The 21134-nt window shown below is 64.5% G+C and carries 22 protein-coding genes and 1 pseudogene; 16 read left to right on the forward strand and 7 right to left on the reverse strand.

Translation table 11 applies throughout. The annotated features are described in order from the left end of the window. Positions 1-16: 16 nt before the first annotated feature. The 12 genes from Q8O29_RS02970 (at position 17) to Q8O29_RS03025 (ending at position 10251) form a co-directional block, all read left to right on the forward strand. On the forward strand, positions 17-238 hold the full coding sequence (locus tag Q8O29_RS02970; RefSeq protein WP_305560568.1) for a DUF4089 domain-containing protein: 222 nt from the start codon (positions 17-19) through the stop codon (positions 236-238). Next, positions 235-1632 carry an AtzE family amidohydrolase gene (locus Q8O29_RS02975; protein WP_305560569.1) on the forward strand — a complete coding sequence of 466 codons (1398 nt, stop codon included), beginning with the start codon at positions 235-237 and terminating at the stop codon, positions 1630-1632. The genes Q8O29_RS02970 and Q8O29_RS02975 overlap by 4 nt, the downstream gene beginning before the upstream one ends. A 4-nt stretch (positions 1633-1636) precedes the next feature. After that, entirely contained in the window at positions 1637-2023 is a 387-nt protein-coding gene (gene hpxZ / locus Q8O29_RS02980; RefSeq protein WP_305560570.1) for an oxalurate catabolism protein HpxZ, read from the forward strand. 54 nt (positions 2024-2077) lie between these two features. Then, positions 2078-3181, forward strand: coding sequence for a BMP family ABC transporter substrate-binding protein (locus Q8O29_RS02985; protein ID WP_305560571.1), 1104 nt, complete (start codon positions 2078-2080; stop codon positions 3179-3181). A 74-nt stretch (positions 3182-3255) separates the two neighbouring features. Further along, on the forward strand, positions 3256-4347 hold the full coding sequence (locus Q8O29_RS02990; protein WP_305560572.1) for an ABC transporter permease: 1092 nt from the start codon (positions 3256-3258) through the stop codon (positions 4345-4347). Then, on the forward strand, positions 4344-5267 hold the full coding sequence (locus tag Q8O29_RS02995) for an ABC transporter permease (protein WP_305560573.1): 924 nt from the start codon (positions 4344-4346) through the stop codon (positions 5265-5267). Before Q8O29_RS02990 ends, Q8O29_RS02995 begins: the two co-directional genes overlap by 4 nt. A 19-nt stretch (positions 5268-5286) precedes the next feature. Beyond that, the gene (locus Q8O29_RS03000) at positions 5287-6273 is read left to right on the forward strand and encodes a formamidase (RefSeq protein WP_305560574.1); all 987 of its coding nucleotides are present in this window, start codon (positions 5287-5289) and stop codon (positions 6271-6273) included. A gap of 16 nt (positions 6274-6289) precedes the next feature. Then, positions 6290-6985: a cysteine hydrolase family protein gene (locus Q8O29_RS03005; RefSeq protein WP_305560575.1), complete on the forward strand. Its 696-nt coding sequence runs from the start codon at positions 6290-6292 to the stop codon at positions 6983-6985. Next, positions 6982-8610, forward strand: a complete 1629-nt coding sequence (locus tag Q8O29_RS03010) for an ABC transporter ATP-binding protein (protein ID WP_305560576.1) — start codon at positions 6982-6984, stop codon at positions 8608-8610. Before Q8O29_RS03005 ends, Q8O29_RS03010 begins: the two co-directional genes overlap by 4 nt. A 62-nt stretch (positions 8611-8672) precedes the next feature. Continuing rightward, the gene (locus tag Q8O29_RS03015; RefSeq protein WP_305560577.1) at positions 8673-8807 is read left to right on the forward strand and encodes a hypothetical protein; all 135 of its coding nucleotides are present in this window, start codon (positions 8673-8675) and stop codon (positions 8805-8807) included. 16 nt (positions 8808-8823) lie between these two features. Beyond that, positions 8824-9513 carry a cysteine hydrolase family protein gene (locus Q8O29_RS03020; protein WP_305560578.1) on the forward strand — a complete coding sequence of 230 codons (690 nt, stop codon included), beginning with the start codon at positions 8824-8826 and terminating at the stop codon, positions 9511-9513. A gap of 9 nt (positions 9514-9522) precedes the next feature. Beyond that, complete coding sequence (locus Q8O29_RS03025) at positions 9523-10251, forward strand: GntR family transcriptional regulator (protein ID WP_305560579.1); 729 nt, start codon at positions 9523-9525, stop codon at positions 10249-10251. 74 nt (positions 10252-10325) lie between these two features. Here the strand turns inward: Q8O29_RS03025 and Q8O29_RS03030 are convergent. The 5 genes and pseudogenes from Q8O29_RS03030 to Q8O29_RS03050 all read right to left on the reverse strand — a co-directional run. Then, positions 10326-11016, reverse strand: a pseudogene (locus tag Q8O29_RS03030) (MFS transporter); the annotation flags it as partial. Positions 11017-11138: 122 nt separating this feature from the next. Then, complete coding sequence (locus Q8O29_RS03035) at positions 11139-11528, reverse strand: response regulator (RefSeq protein ID WP_305560580.1); 390 nt, start codon at positions 11526-11528, stop codon at positions 11139-11141. A gap of 72 nt (positions 11529-11600) precedes the next feature. After that, positions 11601-11936 (reverse strand): Hpt domain-containing protein, encoded by a 336-nt coding sequence (locus Q8O29_RS03040; protein WP_305560581.1) that lies wholly within the window; start codon positions 11934-11936, stop codon positions 11601-11603. Further along, positions 11933-12118, reverse strand: a complete 186-nt coding sequence (locus tag Q8O29_RS03045; protein WP_305560582.1) for a hypothetical protein — start codon at positions 12116-12118, stop codon at positions 11933-11935. Before Q8O29_RS03045 ends, Q8O29_RS03040 begins: the two co-directional genes overlap by 4 nt. A gap of 50 nt (positions 12119-12168) precedes the next feature. Continuing rightward, entirely contained in the window at positions 12169-12987 is an 819-nt protein-coding gene (locus tag Q8O29_RS03050; protein ID WP_305560583.1) for a M48 family metallopeptidase, read from the reverse strand. 154 nt (positions 12988-13141) lie between these two features. On the opposite strand from Q8O29_RS03050, the gene Q8O29_RS03055 reads away from it, so the two are divergent. The 4 genes from Q8O29_RS03055 to Q8O29_RS03070 all read left to right on the forward strand — a co-directional run bounded on the left by Q8O29_RS03055 (position 13142) and on the right by Q8O29_RS03070 (position 18310). Next, complete coding sequence (locus Q8O29_RS03055) at positions 13142-14545, forward strand: AmpG family muropeptide MFS transporter (RefSeq protein ID WP_305560584.1); 1404 nt, start codon at positions 13142-13144, stop codon at positions 14543-14545. 281 nt (positions 14546-14826) lie between these two features. Next, complete coding sequence (locus Q8O29_RS03060) at positions 14827-15537, forward strand: response regulator transcription factor (RefSeq protein WP_305560621.1); 711 nt, start codon at positions 14827-14829, stop codon at positions 15535-15537. Between the two features lie 5 nt (positions 15538-15542). Beyond that, on the forward strand, positions 15543-16856 hold the full coding sequence (locus Q8O29_RS03065; protein ID WP_305560585.1) for a HAMP domain-containing sensor histidine kinase: 1314 nt from the start codon (positions 15543-15545) through the stop codon (positions 16854-16856). 44 nt (positions 16857-16900) lie between these two features. After that, entirely contained in the window at positions 16901-18310 is a 1410-nt protein-coding gene (locus Q8O29_RS03070) for an IS701 family transposase (RefSeq protein WP_305560586.1), read from the forward strand. 406 nt (positions 18311-18716) lie between these two features. On the opposite strand, the gene Q8O29_RS03075 is transcribed toward Q8O29_RS03070, so the two are convergent. Together Q8O29_RS03075 and Q8O29_RS03080 are read right to left on the reverse strand one after the other, a co-directional pair. Next, positions 18717-19658: a LysR substrate-binding domain-containing protein gene (locus tag Q8O29_RS03075; RefSeq protein WP_305560587.1), complete on the reverse strand. Its 942-nt coding sequence runs from the start codon at positions 19656-19658 to the stop codon at positions 18717-18719. 163 nt (positions 19659-19821) lie between these two features. Next, positions 19822-21012 carry an ATP-binding protein gene (locus tag Q8O29_RS03080; protein ID WP_305560588.1) on the reverse strand — a complete coding sequence of 397 codons (1191 nt, stop codon included), beginning with the start codon at positions 21010-21012 and terminating at the stop codon, positions 19822-19824. Positions 21013-21134 lie beyond the last annotated feature (122 nt).

Genomic DNA, 21134 nt, shown 5'->3' on the forward strand with positions numbered 1-21134 from the left:
GCCATCTGGAGAAACCATGGACGAAGCAAAGATCGCGGCTTATGTCGGCAGCACGGCCGCCGTGCTGGGACTGCCGCTGCCGCCGGAGCGGGCGGCCCGCGTGCTTGCCCACCTCCAGCGCACCGCCGCCATGGCCGCGCTGCTGGATACCGCGCCGCTGGCGCCGCACGACGAACTCGCCGAAATTTACAGTCCGGCAGCCTTTCCGCCCTTGAATGACGGGCGCAGTCAGCTATGAAAATCATAGCGTTTGACGCTGCCACCATGGCTGCCGCCGTTGCTGCGGGCGATCTCAGTGCACGCGAGCTGGTGGAGACCAGCCTGGCGTGTATCGCCGCCACCGACGGCCGGGTCAATGCCTTCACCGAAACAACCCGGGACCGCGCCCGCGCCGAAGCCGATGCCGTGGACGCCCGGCGAGCCCGCAGTGAGACCCTGGGGCCGCTGGCCGGTGTGCCCTATGCGGTCAAGAACCTGTTTGACATTGAGGGCCTGACCACCCTGGCCGGCTCCAAAGTCAACCATGGCTTGCCGGCGGCGACCGCCGATGCGGTGCTTGTCACGCAGATGAAAGCCGCCGGCGCGGTGCTGGTCGGAGCGCTCAACATGGACGAATACGCCTACGGTTTCACCACCGAAAATACGCATTACGGTCCTTGCCACAACCCGCACGACCTGACGCGTATCGCCGGCGGCTCCTCGGGCGGCTCCGGCGCAGCGGTGGCGGCCGGACAGGTGCCCGTCACGCTGGGGTCTGACACCAACGGCTCCATTCGTGTGCCGGCCTCGCTGTGCGGCGTCTGGGGGCTCAAGCCCACCTTCGGTCGCCTGTCGCGCCGCGGTACCTATCCCTTTGTACACAGCATCGACCACCTCGGGCCGCTGGCCAGCAGCCTGGCCGGCTTGGGCCTGGCCTACGACGCGCTGCAGCAGCCCGACCCGCTGGATCCGGGCAGCCATGCGCTGCGTGTGCAGCCGGTGTCGCCAGCCCTGGGCAAGGGGATAGCCGGCCTGCGCATCGGTGTGCTCGACGGCTACTTTCATGACAATGCCGGACCCGGCGCCCGTGAGGTGGTGGCGCTGGCGGCCCGCACCCTGGGTGCGCAGTCCGATGTGTTGTGGCCCGACGCCGCGCTGGCGCGCGCTGCGGCCTTCATCATCACCGCAAGTGAAGGGGGCAGCCTGCACCTGGGCGACCTGCGCACGCGTGCCGACGATTTCGAGCCGCTGTCGGTGGACCGTTTCATCGCCGGTGCGCTGCAGCCTGTGGACTGGTATCTGCGCGCGCAGCGCTTTCGCCGCGTTTACCGCGACAAGGTCAACACCCTGTTTCAGGACTGGGACGTGCTGCTGACCCCCGCCACACCCGTCAGCGCCACCGTGATTGGCACCGAGTGGCAGGACATCAACGGTGTGCGTCAGCCTTGCCGCGCCGCCATGGGCCTGCTGACCCAGCCGATCTCCTTTGCGGGTTGCCCGGTGGTCACCGCGCCGATGTGGCCGGCGGGCACCGGTGGTTTGCCGATAGGCGTGCAAATCATTGCCGCGCCGTGGCGCGAGGACCTGGCCTTCCGGGTTGCGCAGGTGCTGGGCGACGCCGGTATTGCCCACGTTCAACCCGTCACTCTGTGAAGCCATGCATCCCACCCTCGCCATCAATCTTCCTGCGGTCCTGGCCGAAGTCACGGCCGTGTTTGCGCGTTATGAGGACGCGCTGGTCAACAACAAGGTAGAGGTGCTTGACGAGCTGTTCTGGGACAGCCCGCACACCCTGCGTTACGGCGCCACTGAGAACCTCTACGGCTACGCCGCCATCCAGGACTTCCGTGCGGGACGGCCCGCGCAGGGGCTGCAGCGCAGCTTGCTGAAAACCGTGATCACCACCTATGGACATGACTTCGCGACCGCCAACGTCGAGTTCCAGCGCGCCGGCAACGCCAAACCTGGCAGGCAGAGCCAGACCTGGGTACGCACGCCCGAAGGTTGGCGTGTGGTCGCGGCGCATGTGAGCCTTCTTGACTGAGTTCATCCCTGTTCCCTTGACCACTGATTCCCCTTAACCCCTGGAGCACCAACCATGACCAACTTCATTAATCGCCGCGATTCGATCAAAACCCTGGCCGCGCTAGGCGCCGCAGCCGCCAGCCCGTTTGCCTTTGCGCAAAAGCCCCTGACCGTGGGCGTGATCTACGTTGGCCCGCGCGACGACTACGGCTACAACCAGGCGCAGGCGCAGGCTGCAGCCGAACTCAAGAAGATGCCCGGCGTCAAAGTGGTCGAGGAGGAAAACGTGCCCGAGACCGCCGCCGTGCAGAAGAGCATGACCGGCATGATTGCGCAGGACGGCGCGTCGCTGGTGTTCCCGACCTCCTTCGGCTACTTCGATCCGCATGTGCTGGCGGTGGCGCCCAAATTTCCCAATGTGCGTTTTGCCCACTGCGGCGGGCTCTGGACCGAAGGCAAACACCCGAAAAATGCCGCCAGCTTTTTCGGCTACATCGAGGAGTGCCAGTACCTCAACGGCGTGATCGCCGGCCACATGACCAAGAGTAACAAGATCGGTTTCATCGCCGCCAAGCCGATCCCGCAGGTGCTGCGCAACATCAACGCCTTCACCCTGGGTGCCCGTTCGGTCAAGCCCGGCATCACCACCAGCGTGATCTTCACCGGAGACTGGTCCATGCCAGTCAAGGAAGCCGAAGCCACCAACAGTCTGGCCGACCAGGGCGTGGACGTTTTCACCATGCACGTGGACGGCCCGAAAGTCATCGTCGAGACGGCGGCCAAACGCGGCAAGATGGTCTGCGGTTACCACGCCAGCCAGGCCAAGCTCGCGCCCCAGGCCTACCTGACCGGCGCCGAGTGGAACTGGCTCACGGCTTACACCACCTTCGTGGAAGCCGCGCGCAGCGGCAAGCCGCATCCCAACTTCATCCGCGGCGGCCTGAAGGACGGCTACGTGAAGATGTCGGCCTACGGCCCGACCGTGACCGATGCGGCGAAAAAGCAGGCCGACAGCGTCAAGGCGCAGATGGTAGCGGGCAGCTTCGACATCTTCAAGGGCCCGCTCAAGGACAACAAGGGCGGCACCATCGTCCCGGCCGGCAAGGTCTTCAAGCAGACCGACCTCGAGCTGGAGAAGATGAATTACCTGGTCGAAGGGGTGATCGGCTCGGTCTGAAGTTCCGTTTGCCCTGAGCCTGTCGAAGGGTCCTTGGCTTCGACAGGCTCAGCCCGAAACGGGAGAAAACCCCCATGCGCAACTCCCTCGCCAACGTCCTGTTGCCGGTAGGCGCCATCATCGCGGCGCTGGCGTTGTTCGGCGTCTTCGTCTGGTTCGCCGGCGTGAGCCCGCTGGAGGTCTGGCTGCTGTTGTTCAAGGGCGCCTTCGGTGACTGGTACTCGTGGCAGAACACCTTGCAGCGCGCCGCGCCGCTGATGCTGACCGCCCTGTGTGTGGCCATCCCGGCGCGCGCCGGCCTGACGGTGATCGGCGGCGAGGGCGCGGTGGTGCTGGGCGGGCTGGCCTGCGCCGGGCTGGCGCAGGGCCTGCCGCTGCCCGCCAATGTGGCCGGCACGGTGATGGTCTGCCTGGCCGCCGCAGTGGCCGGCGCGCTATGGATAACGCTGGCGGGCTGGCTGCGCCAATACCGCGGTATCAATGAAACGATCAGCAGCCTGCTGCTGGCTTATGTGGCCATCGGCTTGTTCAAGCACCTGGTCGAGGGGCCGCTGCGCGATCCGTCCAGCCTGAACAAACCCTCGACCTTTTCGCTGGACGAAGGTTTGCGCATCGGCGGCATCGCCGGCTCGGACGTGCACTGGGGGCTGGTGATCGGTGTGCTGGCCTGCCTGGCGGCGGGCCTGTGGATGCGTATCACGCCTTCGGGTTTTGCTGTGCGTGTGGTCGGCGGCAATCCGCGCGCGGCGCATCTGGTCGGCCTGCCGGCCTCCAAACTGATTCTGCTGGCCTGCGCGCTCGGCGGCGCCAGCGCCGGATTGGCAGGTGCCATCGAGGTGGCGGCGGTGCACACCAACGCCAACGCATCGCTGATCGCTGGTTACGGCTACGCTGGCATCCTGGTGGCTTTTATTGCGCGCCAGCATCCGGTGGCCATCATCCCGGTGGCGATTTTGTTCGGTGGCTTCGGCGCGGCCGGCAGCCTGCTGCAACGCCGCCTGGGTTTGCCCGACGCCTCGGTGCTGGTGCTGCAGGGCATTGCCTTTGTGCTGATCCTGGCCAGCGAAGCGCTGCGCGATGTGGACTGGCGAGCCTTCTTCGCACGCATCAACCGCTTTGGCCCATCCGAACCCAGTCCGATTCCCCTGCCGCAGGGCAAGCCATGAGCGCCGACCAGCTCCTGATTTTTTTTGCCGGCATCGTGGGCGGTGCCTTGCGCGTCGGTGCGCCTTTCCTGTTTGTCAGTCTCGGCGAATGCATCACCGAAAAATCGGGACGCATCAACCTGGGTCTTGAAGGCGTGCTGGTGCTGTCGGCCATGTCGGCCTTTGGCGCGTCGTACCTCTCCGGCTCGGCCTGGATCGGCGTGCTGGCCGCCGCCACCACCGGCGCATTGCTGGCCACCTTGCACGGTGTGCTGTGTTCGCTGCCGCGCGTCAACGACATCGCCACCGGCATTGCGCTGATGCTGCTGGGCATGGGCCTGGCGTTTTACCTGGGCAAGCCGCTGATCCAGCCGCAGGCGCCGCAGTTGCCGGCGATTGCGCTGGGCAACTGGAGCGACTCGGCTGCGGTGCGCTCGGCCCTGCAAATCAACGCGCTGGTGCCCATAGGCATCGCGCTGGCGGTGGCGTTGTGGTGGGCCTTTGCCAACACCCGCGCTGGCCTGCTGGTGCGCATGGCCGGCGACTCGGCCAACGCCACGCGCGCTCTCGGCTATTCGGTGTCCGCGATCCGGATTGCTGCCACCGCCGCCGGCGGCATGGTGGCCGGCCTGGGGGGCGCCTGCCTCACGCTGTTTTATCCGGGCAGCTGGAACGAAGGTATCTCCAGCGGTCAGGGCTTGATCGCGGTGGCGCTGGTGATCTTCGCGCGCTGGAGCCCGATCCGCTGCGTTTACGCCTCGCTGCTGTTCGGCGGCGCCGGCGCTATCGGCCCGGCGCTTCAGTCCATCGGCATCAGCTGGGGCTACCACCTGTTCAACATCGTGCCTTATGTGCTGACGCTGCTGATCCTGGTCATCACCTGCCGGCCAGGCACCACGGTGAGCGGTAGCCCGGGCGAACTTTCCTCCTCTACACAATGAAACCAACCAAGGAAGCAGCATGACAGGACTGGGTGGACTCAACAAATCGAAACATGGCGTGTGCATGGGCCTGGTGCAACTGCAATTGCCTGTGGTCGATACCGCCGCGCAACTCGCCGCGCAGACGCAGCGCATCTGCGACATGGTGGCCAAGGCGCGGCGCAACCAGGGCAATATGGACTTGGTGGTATTTCCCGAATACGCTCTGCACGGGCTGTCGATGTCGATCTCGCCTGAACTGATGGTGTCGCTCGACGGCCCCGAGGTCGCAGCCTTCAAGCGCGCCTGCGTGGACAATCACATCTGGGGCTGTTTTTCCATCATGGAGGCCAACCCCGGCGGCAACCCCTACAACAGCGGCCTGATCATCGACGACACCGGCGCTGTCAAGCTCTACTACCGCAAGCTGCATCCCTGGGTGCCGGTCGAACCCTGGGAGCCAGGCAACCTCGGCGTGCCGGTCTGCGACGGCCCGAACGGCAGCAAGCTCGCGCTGATCATCTGCCACGACGGCATGTTCCCCGAGATGGCGCGTGAGGCCGCCTACAAGGGCGCAGAAATCATCATCCGCACTGCAGGCTACACCGCACCCATCCGCCATAGCTGGAAAATCAGCAACCAGGCCAACGCCTTCAGCAACCTCGCCATCACGGCCAACGTCTGCCTGTGCGGCAGCGACGGCAGCTTCGACTCCATGGGCGAGGGCATGTTCTGCAACTTCGATGGCACCGTGCTGGTTGAAGGCGGCGGGCGTCCCGACGAAATCATCACGGCCGAAGTACGGCCCGACCTGGTGCGTGAAGCCCGTACCGGCTGGGGCGTGGAAAACAACATCTACCAGCTTTACCACCGCGGCTACGTGGCGGTGAAAGGCGGCGCCCAGGACTGCCCCTACACCTATATGCGCGACATGATGGACGGCACGTACAGGCTGCCCTGGCCGGTGGACGTCACCGACGGGACCTCCTGCGGCTTCGACGCGCCGACCCGCAGCTACAAGGCCTGAGAAGGAAAACAACCCGATGCAACGCTTGGTCAACGCCAATCCCTACGCCTGGCCCTGGAACGGTGACCTGCAGCCGGGCAACACCGCGCTTGTCGTCATCGACATGCAGGTCGATTTCTGCGGCGAAGGCGGCTACGTGGACAAGATGGGTTATGACATCTCACTGACACGCGCGCCGATTGAGCCGCTCAAGACCCTGATGGCCAGTATGCGCGATAGGGGTTACCACATCATCCACACGCGCGAGGGCCACCGGCCCGACCTGTCGGATCTGCCGGCCAACAAGCGCTGGCGCTCGCGCCAGATCGGCACCAACGGCGTGGGCATCGGCGACGACGGGCCTTGCGGCCGCATCCTGGTGCGCGGCGAGCCGGGCTGGGACATCATTTCTGAACTGACGCCCTTGCCGGACGAGGTGGTGATCGACAAACCCGGCAAGGGCTCGTTCTACGCCACTGACCTGGAGATGGTGCTGCACACGCGCGGCATCCGCAACCTGATCCTGACCGGCATCACCACCGATGTGTGTGTGCACACGACGATGCGTGACGCCAACGACCGCGGCTTCGAATGCCTGCTGCTGTCGGACTGCACCGCCGCCACCGACGCCGGCAACCACGCGGCGGCGCTCAAGATGATCACCATGCAGGGCGGCGTGTTCGGCGCCCATGCGACATCTGCGGCAGTGCTGGACGCACTGGCGCAGCCATGAGCACAGCCGCAGCCATCGGCAGCCTGCCGCCGGCCACCGGCGCGCTGGCGCTGGACACCTACCAGATGAGCATGCACTTCGGCAGCTTCACCGCGCTCGACAGTGTCAGCATGAAGGTGGCGCCGGGCACGGTGCATGCGCTGCTGGGCGAAAACGGCGCTGGCAAAAGCACGCTGGTCAAATGTGTGGCGGGGTACCAAAGGCCCTCGGCAGGCAGCATCCTGATTGACGGCCGCGAGCAGGCGATTGACAACCCGGTGGTGGCGCGCACGCTGGGCATCGGCATGGTCTACCAGCATTTCACGCTGGCGCCCGGCATGACAGTGGCCGAAAATCTGCTGCTGGCCAGCGGCCGGGCACCAGCGGTGATCAACTGGAAGAAAAAACGCGCCGAACTCCAAGCCTTTCTGCAGACCACGCCGTTCCGATTGGACCTGGACGCGCGGCCGATCGACATGGCGGCGGGCGAAAAGCAGAAGCTGGAACTGCTCAAGCAGCTCTACCTGAAGCCGCGCCTGTTGATCCTGGACGAACCGACCTCGGTCTTGAGCCCCCAGGAGGCCGACGAAGTGTTGGGCCACGTGCGCGACTTTGCGCGCGCCGGCCACTGCACGGTGCTGATCATCACCCACAAGTTCCGCGAAGTGATGGCCTATGCCGACGACGTGACGGTGTTGCGCCGTGGCAAGGCGGTGCACACCACGTCGGTGGCAGGCACCGACCCGGCGCGGCTGGCGCAGGCCATGGTGGGCGATGCGACTGCCGCCCGTCCCGAAAGCCTGGATGAGAAGAAAAATATGCCTCCAGCCCATAGCGAACATGAGCCATCAGCTATAAAAATAATAGCAACTACGGTCCTCCCCTTGGTCATAAAAAACCTCTCTGTGATGGGGGATCGCGGCACACTTGCGGTGCGTGACCTGAGCCTGTCGGTAGCGGCCGGTGAGATCCTCGGCATCGCCGGCGTCTCTGGCAACGGCCAGCGCGAACTTGTCGAGGCCCTGGTCGGCCAGCGCGCGCGCGCCGCCGGCAGCGTGCAGGTCAAGGGCCAGTCCTATGCCGCCACGCGCGAAGAAAACCATCGGCTGAAGGTGCGCAGCCTGCCCGAGGAGCCGCTGCGCAATGCCTGCGTCGGCGAGCTCTCGGTGGCCGAGAACATGGCGCTGCGCGACTTCGACCGGCCGCCGTTGTGCGCCGGCGGACGCTTGCGTTTCGGGCACTGGCGCAGCCGCGCGCGCGAATGGATCACTGGCTACGGCATCAAGACCCAAGGCGAAAATGCGCCGATCCGCAGCCTGTCGGGCGGCAACGTGCAGCGCGCCGTGCTGGCGCGTGAACTGCATGGCGAGATCAATGTGCTGATCGCCGCCAACCCGGTGTTCGGCCTCGACTTTGCCGCTGTCAAGGAAATCCACACCCGCCTGCGCGGCGTGGCGCAGCAGGGCGGCGCGGTGCTGCTGATCAGCGAGGACCTGGACGAGCTGCTCGAACTGGCCGACCGCATCGTGGTGATGAGTGAAGGGCGCATCGTCTTCGAGACCGCTGCTGCGGGGGCGGAGCGGCAGGTGTTGGGGGCGCATATGGGTGGGGGGCATCACGCTCCTGTGCCAGAGAGCGTGGCGTGAATTGCTTTGTGGCTTCTTGCTGGAAGCCGGGTTTCGCCCCGGCGGGCGAGGGGGTCTCATCCATGAAGTTGAACACCGTTCGGGCTGAGCCTGTCGAAGCTGTCTTTCCCTCCAGCGTTGGAGGTGTGCCTGCAAGCCGGGGCTTGCCCGAAGTTCTGGCTACGCTGGCACTGGCACATACGCCAGCGGCAGCATGACGCCCAAAGAGCCCATATGCAACTAGCCGAAGCCCAACCCTTCCCCTTCAGCTTCGGGCTGAAGTCCACCGCCCTCGTCATCATCGACATGCAGCGCGACTTCATTGAGCCGGGCGGCTTTGGCGAAACGCTGGGCAACGATGTCTCGTTGCTGCAGGCCATCGTGCCGGCCTGCCAGGCCGTGCTGGAGGCCTGGCGCCGCGCCGGCGGCCTGGTGGTGCACACGCGCGAGGCGCACAAGGCCGACCTGTCGGATTGCCCGCCCGCCAAGCGCAACCGCGGCAACCCGGCACTGCGCATCGGCGACAGGGGCGCGATGGGCCGCATCCTGGTCGCTGGCGAGCCGGGCAACCAGATCATCCCCGGACTTGCGCCGCAGCGCGGCGAGATCGCCATCGACAAGCCTGGCAAAGGCGCCTTCTACGCCACCGGCCTGCACGAGCAGCTGCAGCACGTCGGCATCACGCACCTGCTGTTCATGGGCGTGACCACCGAGGTCTGCGTGCAAACCTCAATGCGTGAAGCCAACGACCGGGGTTATGACTGCCTGCTACTGGAAGACTGCACTGAAAGTTATTTCCCCGCCTTCAAAACGGCGGCTGTGGCGATGATGTGCGCCCAGGGCGCCATCGTCGGCTGGACCGCGACCAGCGCCCAGTTGCTGCCGGCGCTGGCGGCCCTGCCGGCACAGCCCCAACACTGCTAGAGTTTCGCCATGCCCACCGCCGCCAGCCATCTAGCCGCCCTCGGGGCTGCGCCCGTTCACCGCTCGCGTGCCGACGAGGTGTATGAGCAGCTCAAGCGCGATGTGTCCGAGTTCAAGCTCGTTCCGGGCGACCGTTTCACCGAAACCGAAATCAGCGAGCGGCTGGGCGTGTCACGCACGCCGGTGCGGCAGGCGCTGTTCCGCATGCAGCATGAAGGTTTTGTCGAGGTGCTGTTTCGCAGCGGCTGGCGCGTGCTGCCGTTTGACTTCAACCAGTTTGAGGAGCTGTACGACCTGCGCATGGTGCTGGAGACCACGGCGGCGCACCGGCTTTGCGAAGACGCCTTGAAAGTCAATCCGGCAGTGCTGGATGAACTGGCTGCCATCTGGCTGGTCAGCCCGGAGCAACGCAGCAGCGACACCGTGCAGGTGGCGCAGTGGGACGAGGCTTTTCACTGCGCGCTGGTGGTGGCGGCCGGCAATGCCGAGATGGCGCGCGTACACCGCGACGTGACCGAACGCATACGCGTGATCCGTCGGCTTGACTTCACCAAGCAGCCGCGCATCGACGCCACCTTCGAGGAGCACGCCAAGATCCTCAAGGCGATCCAGCGCAAGCGCGGCGACCAGGCCGCCCTGCTGCTGCGCTCACACATTCAGACCAGCCAGGCCGAGGTGCGCAAGATCACGCTGCATCAAGTGCATCTGGCGCGGCAAATGGGGGCCGGGACTGGCTGACGTGTCCCGCAGCGGGTGGCCCTGAAACGCAGTGCGACGCCGAAAAACCCCCGACTCCTAGAAGCCTGGGCACCGGCCCCGGCAGCGCTGGCGCCCATGATGGCCATCTGGAAGATCGACATGCCGCGCGCCTGCACCCAGTCGGGCAGCGCCACCTGGGCCGACACACTCAGGGTGTTGGCGGTGGTCAGCCAGGCCGCGCTGGCCAGCGCCATCGCAGGCGCCGCGATATAGATGCTGGACGACAGGGCCACCAGCGCGGTGGCGCCTGACTGCAGCAGCACACCGCCCAGCACCAGCGCATCGCGCGACAGCCGCTGGCGCAGCTACGGCAGCACACAAACCAGCGCAATCGCACCCACACCCATGGACGCCAGCAGCAAGGTGAAGCCGCCGGCGCCGCCCCCCAGGCCACGCACCACCAGCGGCAGCAGGCACCGGCCAACGCATCGCCAGTCCCACGCCGTTGGCAAAAGTCAGCGCCAGCAGCAGCGGCGCGGTCATGCCGCCCATCACGATGGTGAGGCACAGAATCACGGCGACGGCCGCCGCCCAGAACTGCGTGATGATGAAATAACGCCGCCGGTCCAGGATGTCGGCCAACGCGCCGCTGGGCAGGCCCAGCAAAAACACCGGCAGGGTTGAGGCCGACTGGACCAGCGCCACCCAGATTGGCGAGGTGGTCAGCGAGGTCATCAGCCAGGCCGCCGCCACGTCGTTCATCTACATGCAGATATTGGCCGCCAGCCAGGTGAACCACAACATCCGGAACACCGGAGAACTCAGCGGCGCCCAGGCCGACAAGGGAGCGTGTTGCCGCCGGGGCTGGGTTCTGGCACGCGGCTATTGTCCCCAAACTTTCATGCGCCGTCCCCGGCGGCAGTTCCTCACCCGCCTTTGAGTTCCCAGATGCGGCTGATCTGGGCCGACAGCTCCATCGGGTCAAACGGTTTGTGGATCACGTCGATGGCGCCAAGCGCCATGTACTGGGCCACCTCGGCGGCCTGCACCTTGGCGGTCATGAAAATCACCGGCGTCTGCGCCGTGGCCGGCAAGTCCCGCAAGGCCTTCAGCGTGCTGGGCCCGTCCATGCCGGGCATCATCACGTCGAGCAACAGCAGATCAGCGGAGGCGGCGGGCGCGGCGGCCAGCGCCTCGCTGCCAGAGGCGCAGGCGATCACGGCAAAACCACCAACGGCTTCCAGCGCCATCTGGGCAACCATGCGGATATCGGGTTCGTCTTCCACATACAGGATGCGGGCAAGAGGTTGGGGCATGCGTGAGTCCTTGTCAGTATCTGCGGGCCAGTAGGCGGTCGAAAGTACGCACCGGCAAGCCAGTCTACCCGCTCAGTCGCGGGGCAGGCTGGCCTGCAGCGCGGCAACGGCCAGCGAAATCCCGGACTGGTGCTCGGGCGTCAACACCCCACCGCCCTCGCCAGCCTGGGCCAGCAGCACTTCGAGCGACTTGGCGGCCAGGCCCACCTCGCGCAGACCCAGGGTGCCGGCCGTGCCCGCCAGCGTGTGCGCCAGGCGCTCCAGTTCGGCCAGCGCGCGCGGCGCGGCGCCTGCCTCCACCGCCGCCCAGAGTGTCTGGAGATGCGCCAGTTTTTCCGGCAAGCCACGTTTGTAATCAGCGCGCTGCAGATCGAGAAATTGCTGAAACTGCTCTTGCGGCGTGCTCATGGCGTCGCCTCGCGAAGCGGCGTCGATGGCCCGACCAGGGCGGCCACCCTGCCGAACTGGGCGATGACGCCCACCCGCCGGGCCAGGCTGGCCAGTCCCGGACGCAGCGATTGCAGCCACGAAAAAGCGCGCGCCAGCAAAGGCTCGCGCGCGACATCAGCGTGGGGGGAGAGAGAACTCATGGTGCAAGGCGCAGCTTACCGCAGCGCCTCGGTCGCCCCAGATGGGGCGTTCAGCCCTTGGGTGCACGCTCGTACAACGGCATCACACGCGGCAGGTTGCGCTCCATGTCCGCAATCCGGGTGGCGCCGGCCGGGTGGGTGCTCAGCCACTGGGGCGGGGCACCCTTGTTGGCCGCCGCCATTTTTTGCCACAGCGTGATGCCGGCGCGCGGATTGAAGCCGGCGCGCGCGCCCAGCTCCATGCCGACCAGATCGGCCTCGGACTCGTCCTCGCGGCCGAAGCGCAGGTTGAGCAGTTGCACACCGTAGCTGGCCACCGTCTGGCCCAGGTCGCCCAGGCCAAACAGTTGCGACAGCACACTGGCGCCTATGCTGGTGGCGGCCGACTTGCCCATGCGTTCGCGTGCATGCTCGCGCAGGGCATGCGCCATTTCGTGGCCCATGATCATTGCCACCTCGTCGTCGGTCAGTTGTAGCTGTTCGAGGATACCGGTGTAGAAAGCAATTTTTCCGCCGGGCATGCAAAAGGCATTGATCTGCTTGCTGCCGATCAGGTTGACCTCCCACTGCCAGGCCTTGGCGCGCGGGTTCCAGGCTTCGGCATGCGGAATGATGCGCTGGGCAATCCGGCGCAGGCGCTGGAGCTGGGCGTTGTTTGGCGGCGCCAGCGTTTTCTGCGCCGCCGCCTCCTGCATCATCTTGGCGTATTGCTGTTTGGCAGCCTGCTCGATCTCTTCAGCCGGGACCAGCTTGGTGAAGCCGGAATTGCCCCCCACCTGAACACCGTCGTTCTGGGCCAATGCCGGGACGGCGCCCAGCAACAGGGCGGTGGACAAGGCGGCAAGGTACAGCGTCGAAGCGATTCTCATGGCAGCTCCAGATTATTGATTTTTTCCAAATACACGACAGTAAACCGGACTGCTCCCACCCTCGCCCCCTGGGAGAGGGTCGAGGCGAGGGATTGAGCGTTCTGCCTGTCATGATTTCTGAAGCGCTCAATAGGTCACAGCGTATTATTCCCGCATGAGCGACACCGTACCCGAGAATCCGCAGGCCCCGCGTCAGCCGCCGCCGCATTCAGCCGTCGCTCTGGTGCCCGAAGCGGTGCCCGAAGTCGCCGCGCCAAAGCCCGGCTGGGGCGAGACGCTGCGGGTCTACCTGGAGGCGCCGACGCTGCGCATGCTGCTGCTGGGCTTTTCCGCCGGCCTGCCGCTGCTGCTGGTCTTCGGCACGCTGAGCTTCTGGCTGCGCGAGGCCGGCATCGACCGCACCACCATTGGCTACCTGAGCTGGGTCGGGCTGGCTTACGGCTTCAAGTGGGTCTGGGCGCCGCTGGTGGACCGGCTGCCGATTCCGGTGCTGACGCGCTTGCTGGGGCGTCGGCGTAGCTGGCTGCTGCTGTCGCAGGCCGTCATCATGGCCGCGCTGGTCAGCATGGCGCTGACCGATCCGCAGGCTGCGTTGCTGCCGATGGTCTGGTGCGCGCTGGCGGTGGCCTTTGCCTCGGCCACCCAGGACATTGCGCTGGACGCGTTTCGCATCGAGTCGGCCGACATACGACGTCAGGCAGCGCTGGCCGCCACCTACCAGACCGGTTACCGCATCGCGATGATCTGGGCGGGTGCCGGCGTGCTCTGGATTGCCGCACGCGCTGAGGTGGCCGGCGCAGGCAGCTACCAACACGGCGCCTGGCAGACCGCCTACCTGGTGATGGCCGCCTCCATGCTACTGGGCATGGTGACGGTGCTGTTTTCGCCGGAACCGGCGGGGCGCGACATGCCACCGGCACGCAATGCCGCCGAATGGCTCAAAAGCGCGCTGGTCGAGCCGTTTGCCGACTTCCTGCGCCGCTACGGCAAACACGCGCTGCTGATCCTGGCGCTGATTGCCGTGTACCGCATCAGCGACGTGGTGATGGGCATCATGGCCAACCCCTTTTATGTTGACATGGGTTACACCAAGGACGAGGTGGCCAGCGTTACCAAGGTCTACGGTGTGCTGATGACACTGGTCGGCGCCTTTGCCGGCGGCGCGCTGGCCATGCGTTTCGGTGTGATGAAGGTGCTGATGCTGGGCGCGGTGCTGAGCGCTGCCAGCAACCTGCTGTTTGCCTGGCTGGGCTCGCGCGGGCACGATGTCCAGGCGCTGGTCTTTGTGATCTCGGCCGACAACCTGTCCAGCGGCATCGCCTCGGCCGCCTTCATTGCCTACCTGTCGAGCCTGACCAACATCAACTATTCGGCCACGCAGTACGCACTCTTCAGCTCCATGATGCTGCTGCTGCCGAAGTTTCTGGCCGGTTATTCCGGCAGCTACGTGGACAGTTTCGGTTACAGCCACTTCTTCACTGCGACGGCGCTGCTGGGTGTGCCGGTGCTGCTGCTGGTGTGGCTGGCTTCACGCATGAAATCGCCCTCCAGCCCATAACCCACGGGCGCAAGCAGCTATTAAAAAAGTAGCAGATTGGCACCGCTAACCGCAACGGTTTACCTAACTTTACAGCCGCTTCAACGCGACTTGTTGCTTCGGGCGCAGCATGGCCAGTCTGGTCATCGACGGAGAACACCATGAGCGAACACCGCAGCAGCGCAACTTACCCAGCCAACCCCCCCAGCCCTTTCACGGGCGCGGACGTGCTGGCGCCCAACAGCACCGAAGCCAGTGGCTACACTGGTCCTCACGCATCCCAATGTCCAGCGAGCCAGACCATGACGCAGCAACTCTTGATGATCGAGGACGACACCCGCCTGGCCACCATGGTGGGCGAATACCTGCGCCAGTCCGGTTACGGCTTCACCCACGCGGTGGACGGCGCGAAAGGTCTGGAGGCGATGCAAACCAGCAAACCGGACCTGGTGATCCTGGACCTGATGCTGCCCGACATGGACGGCCTCGAAGTGTGTCGGCGCATCAAGAACCTCGGCGGCGACAGCGCCCGCACCGCCGTGCTGATGTTGACCGCCAAGGGCGACCCGATGGACCGCATCGTCGGTCTGGAAATCGGCGCCGACGACTACCTGCCCAAACCTTTCGAGCCGCGCGAGCTGCTGGCCCGAATCCGCGCTGTGCTCCGCCGCAGCGGTGAGACCGGCGCGACCGCCGGCACGCAGAAAACCATGCGTTTCGGCTCCCTCGAAATTGACCGCGACGCGCGCACCGTGCAGGTCACCGGCAAAACCTGCGACCTGACCTCTTACCAGTTCGACCTGCTGGTGGCGCTGGCCGAGCGCGCCGGCCGCGTACTCAGCCGTGACCAGATCATGGAAGCCGTGCGCGGCCGCGAGCTCGAAGCCTTTGACCGCTCCATCGACGTGCACATGGGCCGCATCCGCAGCGCCATCGAACTCGATGCCAAGGACCCCAAACGCATCCTGACCGTGCGCGGTGTGGGGTATGTGTTTGCCAAGCAGCAGGACTGACCGGCGTGTGGAGGCGTTTTACGTCGCACCTGTATGTGCGCATCTGGCTGGCCGTGGTCGCCACTGTGCTGGTGCTCACCTTTCTGGTGGGAGCAGCGTGGCGGCTTACTACCGCTCCGCCCCAGTTGCCAATACGTGAAGTCCTGATCCTCAATGGGGTCGGCGAGATCATTGGCACGGCCCAATCCCGGACTGATCGCAAACCCAGGGACGGCCTGGAGTTCAGTGTGCAGACCAAACACGGGGAGACGCTGCATCTGGTGCTACCCCGTCCACAACGCCCGTCCGGCAATCCGTGGAACCGTCCTCCGTTTGGTTTTGGCTGGATGCTGGTGTTGGTAGGACTGGCGGTAGCACTCGGAACCTATCCCATCGTGCGACGCCTGACGCAACGGCTTGAAGGTCTGCAGCGCGGCGTGGAGCGCTGGGGCAGCGGCGACCTGTCGGCACGGGTGACGGTGCACGGCAGCGACGAGGTGGCCTTTCTGGCAGAACGCTTCAACCACGCGGCCGAGCGCATTGAAACGCTGATGGAGACGCAAAAATCCCTGCTGGTGTCGCACAAATCCCTGCTGGCCAACGCCTCGCACGAGCTGCGCTCGCCCCTGGCACGCATACGCATGGGGCTGGAGCTACTGACCCCCACGCTTGTCGCTTCGCGTACTGCGCTGCCCCCCGAGGGGGCTGAACTTGCTCGGGGCGGCCCTTCGCTGCGTTCGACGGCGCTTGAACCTTCGACAGTCGCCATGCAGGAAATCTCGCGGAGCATCCAGGAGCTGGACCAGCTAATCGACGAAATCCTGCTGGCCAGCCGGCTCGATGCACGCCAGGCCGACGCCGAGCCGTTTGAAACCCTGGACCTGACCGGCCTGGCCGCCGAGGAATGCGCCCGTGTGCAGGCCGAGCTGGGCACCGCCGCCCAAACCCACAGCCTGACGGTGCAAGGCTCGGCGCGCCTGCTGCGCCGCCTGATTCGCAACCTGCTGGAAAACGCCAGGCGTTACGGCACCGGCGAGATCAGCCTGGAGCTGTCGCAATCAGGCATGGGCACGCAGGAACGTGTGGTGATCCGGGTCAACGACCGCGGCCCCGGCGTGCCGGCCAGCCAGCGGGAACGCATCTTCGAGCCCTTCTACCGCCTGCCGGGTGCCAGCGAGCGAGAGGGCGGCGTAGGCCTGGGCCTGGCGCTGGTCAAGTCCATCACCGAGCGCCACGGCGGCAAGGTGCGCTGCGAAGACCGGCCGGGCGGCGGCGCGTCCTTCGTCGTGGAACTGCCGGTGCTGGCTGCCGCCCAGGCTCCTAGTCTTACTATGTCATAAAATATGCTATTATTTCAATAGCATCAATTCTGACCGGAGGCTTTATGGACGCAGCCAAGGAGTTCAATCGTTACATCTCTCATTTGTCCGAGGGACTCGGGCATGCTGACCGCCACGCGGGACTCAGAGGGTATTGCACCGGCCTCATGCTGCCTTTGTCGCGCAAAAGTGTCGAGCCCATGGCCGCGCGCGTTGATCCCCTGCATGCCAGCGCGCGCCATCAGGCGCTGCATCACTTTGTGGCCACGTCCGAGTGGCCAGACTCAAGCGTGATGGTTCGTGTGCGCGATTGGGTCATGCCCTGGCTTGGGCTCGATAGCGGCTGCTACTGGATCATCGACGACACGGGCTTTCCCAAGAAGGGCAAACACTCGGTGGGTGTTGCCCGCCAGTATTGCGGCCAGTTGGGCAAGCAAGACAATTGCCAGGTGGCCGTCAGCCTGTCACTGGCAAGCGCGCAAGGCAGCATTCCCATCGCCTACCAACTCTACGTTCCCCAAGACTGGGCGGCTGACCCGGTGCGGCGCAAGACCGCTGGTGTTCCTGAGGGCATTGCCTTCGCAACCAAACCCGAAATCGCCTCGGCACAGATGCGCCAGGCAGTCGCTGCGGGTGTCCCCATGGGGGTGGTGCTGGCAGACGCCGGTTATGGCGATGAGACCGCCTTTCGCGATGGCATCACCGCATTGGGCATGCGCTACGCGGTCGGTATTCGCCCGGGCACCACGGTGTGGGCGCCGGGGACTGCGCCGCTGCCGCCCAAAGCCTGGGTTGGACGCGGCAAAAAGCCCACGAAGCTGCGTCGTGAGCCAGGCAACGAGCCGGTGACAGTCAAGGCACTGGCCATGGCGTTGCCAGCGCAAGCCTGGAGCACTGTTGCTTGGCGCGAAGGCACCAACGACGAGCTCAGCGGGCGCTTTGCCGCGTTACGCGTGCGTCCTGCACATCGGGACTATCTCGCCACCAAGATGCGCCCCCAGGAGTGGTTGCTGATCGAATGGCCCGAGGGTGAGGCCGAGCCAGCGAAATACTTCCTCACCACCGCGCCAGAGGAGGCCACCTTGGCGCAAATGGTGTTCGTCACCAAGATGCGTTGGCGCATCGAGCGCGACTATCAGGACCTCAAGCAGGACTTCGGGCTGGGTCACTATGAGGGACGGGGTTGGCGCGGCTTTCACCATCACGCCACGCTGAGCATCGCAGCCTACGGCTTCCTGATGGCCGAGCGACTCAAAGCTGGCAATAGTGCCAGAGTCAAAAAAAACTTCGCCCAACGCCAAGTGCCTGCCATTCCCAAAGATTACGTCCCTCGGGGCCGTCCAGCGCGCGCAGCGTCACGTGCCAAGCTCGATCACAACGCTGCGCCTGCTGCTGAGCGTCGCACTCGCAAGCGCCCTGGGTCATTGCCCGCATTGCCATTGGATAAGTCCGAGACTAAACTTATGACACAGTAAGACTAAGGAGCCGGTCATGGGACTATGCCCAAGGTTTACCCCAGCCCTTGACGCGCCAGCCGATGGACTGGTATGTCCAGGAACGCGCTTGACGAACCCTGGGCCGACAGCATGCGGGTAAAACCGCAGCGCTTGAAGGCAAAGAGCATATCAAACAAAAAGCAGTCCCCAAGAGAGTGCTTGCGTTCAAGTCGACGGAGCAGAGCTGTCAAGCTAAGCAGTCTTTGTGCCAGCCCTTCAGAAGACCCCGGCAGGCCTCGTCAGAAAGTCACTTTCCCTGCATCGCAGAACGAACCGGACTGTAAATTTAAGGCCTGTGAAAAGCCAATGCCGATAACGTGCGGGCTTATGCATTTTTTTAATAACGACTAAGGGTTGCCACCAAGACTCGCCCGGGAGCCACAGATCAGGGACGCGGTTTGGCAGGCGGCTTGGGCGGCGACTGGCTTTCCAGAAAATGCCACAGCGCCTGGGCCGGGCTTTTGGCTGCGTCCTTGCTGGTCGGGCGCTCGCGGTACACGCGAACATCCATGGTCATCTCCAGCCCCTCACCGGCGCTGACCAGTTTTTTGGCCCTAAGCTCTTTCTTGACCGCGCTGAACGGCAAAAACGCGATCCCGTGCCCTTCCAGCGCCATCGCCTTGAGGCCCTCCGCCATATCGGTCTCATACACCCGGTCCAGATGGATGGCGGTGCCCGACTGCTTGAGAATCAGGTCCACCACCCGGCCAAGGTAAGCGCCAGGCGCATATCCGAGGTAAGGCAGCGGTTGCCCGGCGCGGCCCGGCAGCCGGAACAGCGGCGTGCCGTCGGCATCGGCTTTGACAAAAGGTGCCAGCACCTCCTGCCCCAGGCTGATCAACTCGTAGCGGTCTGCGTCGAGCTGGAAAGGCTGCGAATCATGGTGATAGGCAATCAGCAGATCGCAGCTGCCCTCAACCAGGCGCAGCACCGCATCATGGACATTGAGGGCTATCAACCGGCTTTTGATCGGCCCAAACTTCTCGCGCAGACTGCTGACCCAGGCCGGAAAAAAGGTGAAGGCCAGTGAATGCGGCACCGCAAACTCGATCACGTCCTGCCCGGCCGAGTTGTGGCCCCGCAGCATGGCGCGGGTCGATTGCAGGCCCTGCAGCATTTCCAGCGACTGGCTGTACAGCGTTTCCCCGGCGGGGGTCAGGCGTGTCGGGTATGAGCTGCGGTCCACCAGGTCCGTGCCGGCCCAGGCCTCCAGCGCCTGGATGCGCCGCGAGAACGCCGGTTGCGTGACGTGGCGCAGCGTCGCCGAACGGCTGAAACTGCGGGTTTCAGCCAGACTGACAAAATCTTCCAGCCATTTGGTTTCCATGGGGCAATTATGCGAGTTGGTCAGGCTTTTGAAGTACGGGGAAGCCCATGGCGACAGGGCGAGGCGCAATTTGCACCGACACCAACGGCGACGCAGCCAGCTTCAAAAGCCAGTGCGTGGGTGCAGCAAGAAGTCAACGCTAAAACAGCAAGCTGAGCCGTGCCTACCGCAAGCGACACTTGCGCAGCAGCTCAACCAAGGCGCGTACGCCTGCCGCCTCTACACCCTCGCCAAGTGGATATGCCTCACCAGCCGGGTACACCACAAAACGCCGCGAAGGCTGAATATCTTCGCAAGCGCTGTAAAACCCGCGCCTGGGTGGACTGCCCATGCCGCGCTTGATCTCAATTGCCCAAATGCCGTGGCCGGGAAGGTTCAACACCAAGTCAATTTCTGCGCCATTGCTTGTGCGATAAAACCCTGCGCTGGTGTTGACAGGCGCGGCATTGAGCAGCGCCTCCACCACAAAGCCCACCCAACTGCTACCCACCACCGGATGCGCCAACAGATCATCCGCCGACACAATGCCCAGCAGCGCATGCACCAGCCCGGAATCGCGGATATACAACTTGGGCGACTTCACCATCCGCTTCCCCACATTGCTATGCCAAGGACTCAAGCGGCGCAGCAGCATCAGGTCAACAAACAAGTCCAGATAACGATGCACCGTCTTCGCATCCAGCATCAAATTTCTGCCCAGCGTTGACACATCCAGCAAACCGCCTTGGTGGTGCGCCAGCATCGTCCACAAGCGGCGCAGCGTTTCTGCCGGGATGCGGGTGCCATAAGCAGGAATGTCGCGCTGCAAATAGGTGTTGATCAGGTTCTGCCGCCAGCTCATGCTTTTGGGCTGCGAACTGGCCAAAAAGCTGCTTGGAAAACCGCCACGCAGCCAGAGCTGATCTTGCTCGCCAGCCTTCAATTCAAGCGGTTGAAGAGGCGGCAATTCCAGATAAGCAATACGCCCCGCCAAACTCTCACCCGATTGCCTGAGCAGCTCACCAGAAGCCGAGCCCAGCAGCAAAAACCGCCCGACCAGCAAGCCCTTGCGCCGCCCTTGGTCAATCAGGCTGCGCAGCGCCTGAAACAGTTCAGGCATGTGCTGCACCTCATCCAAAATCACCAGCTTGTTTTCATGCGCGCGCAAGTAGGCTTCCGCATCGAACAGCTTTTGCCGATCCTGTGGACTTTCCAAATCCAGATAAATGCTGCCTGCCAGTTGATCAACGATGCGTTGGTCACCGATTTGCCTGGCTAACGTTGTCTTGCCCGCCTGACGTGGCCCGAGCAAGGCCACAGCCGGGCTGTCGGCCAGAGCTTCAAGCAAAGTGGGATGTAAATCGCGGTGAATCATTCATGCATTATACGTATTTTATTCCTTATAATGCATTAATATATGATGTGCGCCAAACATACAGGTAGCTGCTTACGCCCCGCCAGATGTGGGTTGAAGGCCAATATAGCTTGAACCTAGAA

It is taken from the genome of Polaromonas sp. (assembly GCF_030689685.1).
Taxonomy (GTDB): domain Bacteria; phylum Pseudomonadota; class Gammaproteobacteria; order Burkholderiales; family Burkholderiaceae_C; genus Polaromonas.

Excerpts from the sequence above, each read along its gene's own strand:
- Q8O29_RS03070 (WP_305560586.1), top strand. The coding sequence starts at position 16,901 with ATGGACGCAGCCAAGGAGTTCAATCGTTACATCTCTCATTTGTCCGAG.
- Q8O29_RS03020 (WP_305560578.1), top strand. The coding sequence starts at position 8,824 with ATGCAACTAGCCGAAGCCCAACCCTTCCCCTTCAGCTTCGGGCTGAAG.
- Q8O29_RS02990 (WP_305560572.1), top strand. The coding sequence starts at position 3,256 with ATGCGCAACTCCCTCGCCAACGTCCTGTTGCCGGTAGGCGCCATCATC.
- Q8O29_RS03005 (WP_305560575.1), top strand. The coding sequence starts at position 6,290 with ATGCAACGCTTGGTCAACGCCAATCCCTACGCCTGGCCCTGGAACGGT.
- Q8O29_RS03035 (WP_305560580.1), bottom strand. The coding sequence starts at position 11,528 with ATGCCCCAACCTCTTGCCCGCATCCTGTATGTGGAAGACGAACCCGAT.
- Q8O29_RS03055 (WP_305560584.1), top strand. The coding sequence starts at position 13,142 with ATGAGCGACACCGTACCCGAGAATCCGCAGGCCCCGCGTCAGCCGCCG.
- Q8O29_RS03025 (WP_305560579.1), top strand. The coding sequence starts at position 9,523 with ATGCCCACCGCCGCCAGCCATCTAGCCGCCCTCGGGGCTGCGCCCGTT.
- Q8O29_RS03000 (WP_305560574.1), top strand. The coding sequence starts at position 5,287 with ATGACAGGACTGGGTGGACTCAACAAATCGAAACATGGCGTGTGCATG.
- Q8O29_RS03060 (WP_305560621.1), top strand. The coding sequence starts at position 14,827 with ATGACGCAGCAACTCTTGATGATCGAGGACGACACCCGCCTGGCCACC.
- Q8O29_RS02985 (WP_305560571.1), top strand. The coding sequence starts at position 2,078 with ATGACCAACTTCATTAATCGCCGCGATTCGATCAAAACCCTGGCCGCG.
- Q8O29_RS03050 (WP_305560583.1), bottom strand. The coding sequence starts at position 12,987 with ATGAGAATCGCTTCGACGCTGTACCTTGCCGCCTTGTCCACCGCCCTG.
- Q8O29_RS03010 (WP_305560576.1), top strand. The coding sequence starts at position 6,982 with ATGAGCACAGCCGCAGCCATCGGCAGCCTGCCGCCGGCCACCGGCGCG.
- Q8O29_RS03075 (WP_305560587.1), bottom strand. The coding sequence starts at position 19,658 with ATGGAAACCAAATGGCTGGAAGATTTTGTCAGTCTGGCTGAAACCCGC.
- Q8O29_RS03080 (WP_305560588.1), bottom strand. The coding sequence starts at position 21,012 with ATGATTCACCGCGATTTACATCCCACTTTGCTTGAAGCTCTGGCCGAC.
- Q8O29_RS02995 (WP_305560573.1), top strand. The coding sequence starts at position 4,344 with ATGAGCGCCGACCAGCTCCTGATTTTTTTTGCCGGCATCGTGGGCGGT.
- Q8O29_RS02970 (WP_305560568.1), top strand. The coding sequence starts at position 17 with ATGGACGAAGCAAAGATCGCGGCTTATGTCGGCAGCACGGCCGCCGTG.
- Q8O29_RS03040 (WP_305560581.1), bottom strand. The coding sequence starts at position 11,936 with ATGAGCACGCCGCAAGAGCAGTTTCAGCAATTTCTCGATCTGCAGCGC.
- Q8O29_RS03045 (WP_305560582.1), bottom strand. The coding sequence starts at position 12,118 with ATGAGTTCTCTCTCCCCCCACGCTGATGTCGCGCGCGAGCCTTTGCTG.
- hpxZ (WP_305560570.1), top strand. The coding sequence starts at position 1,637 with ATGCATCCCACCCTCGCCATCAATCTTCCTGCGGTCCTGGCCGAAGTC.
- Q8O29_RS03015 (WP_305560577.1), top strand. The coding sequence starts at position 8,673 with ATGAAGTTGAACACCGTTCGGGCTGAGCCTGTCGAAGCTGTCTTTCCC.
- Q8O29_RS02975 (WP_305560569.1), top strand. The coding sequence starts at position 235 with ATGAAAATCATAGCGTTTGACGCTGCCACCATGGCTGCCGCCGTTGCT.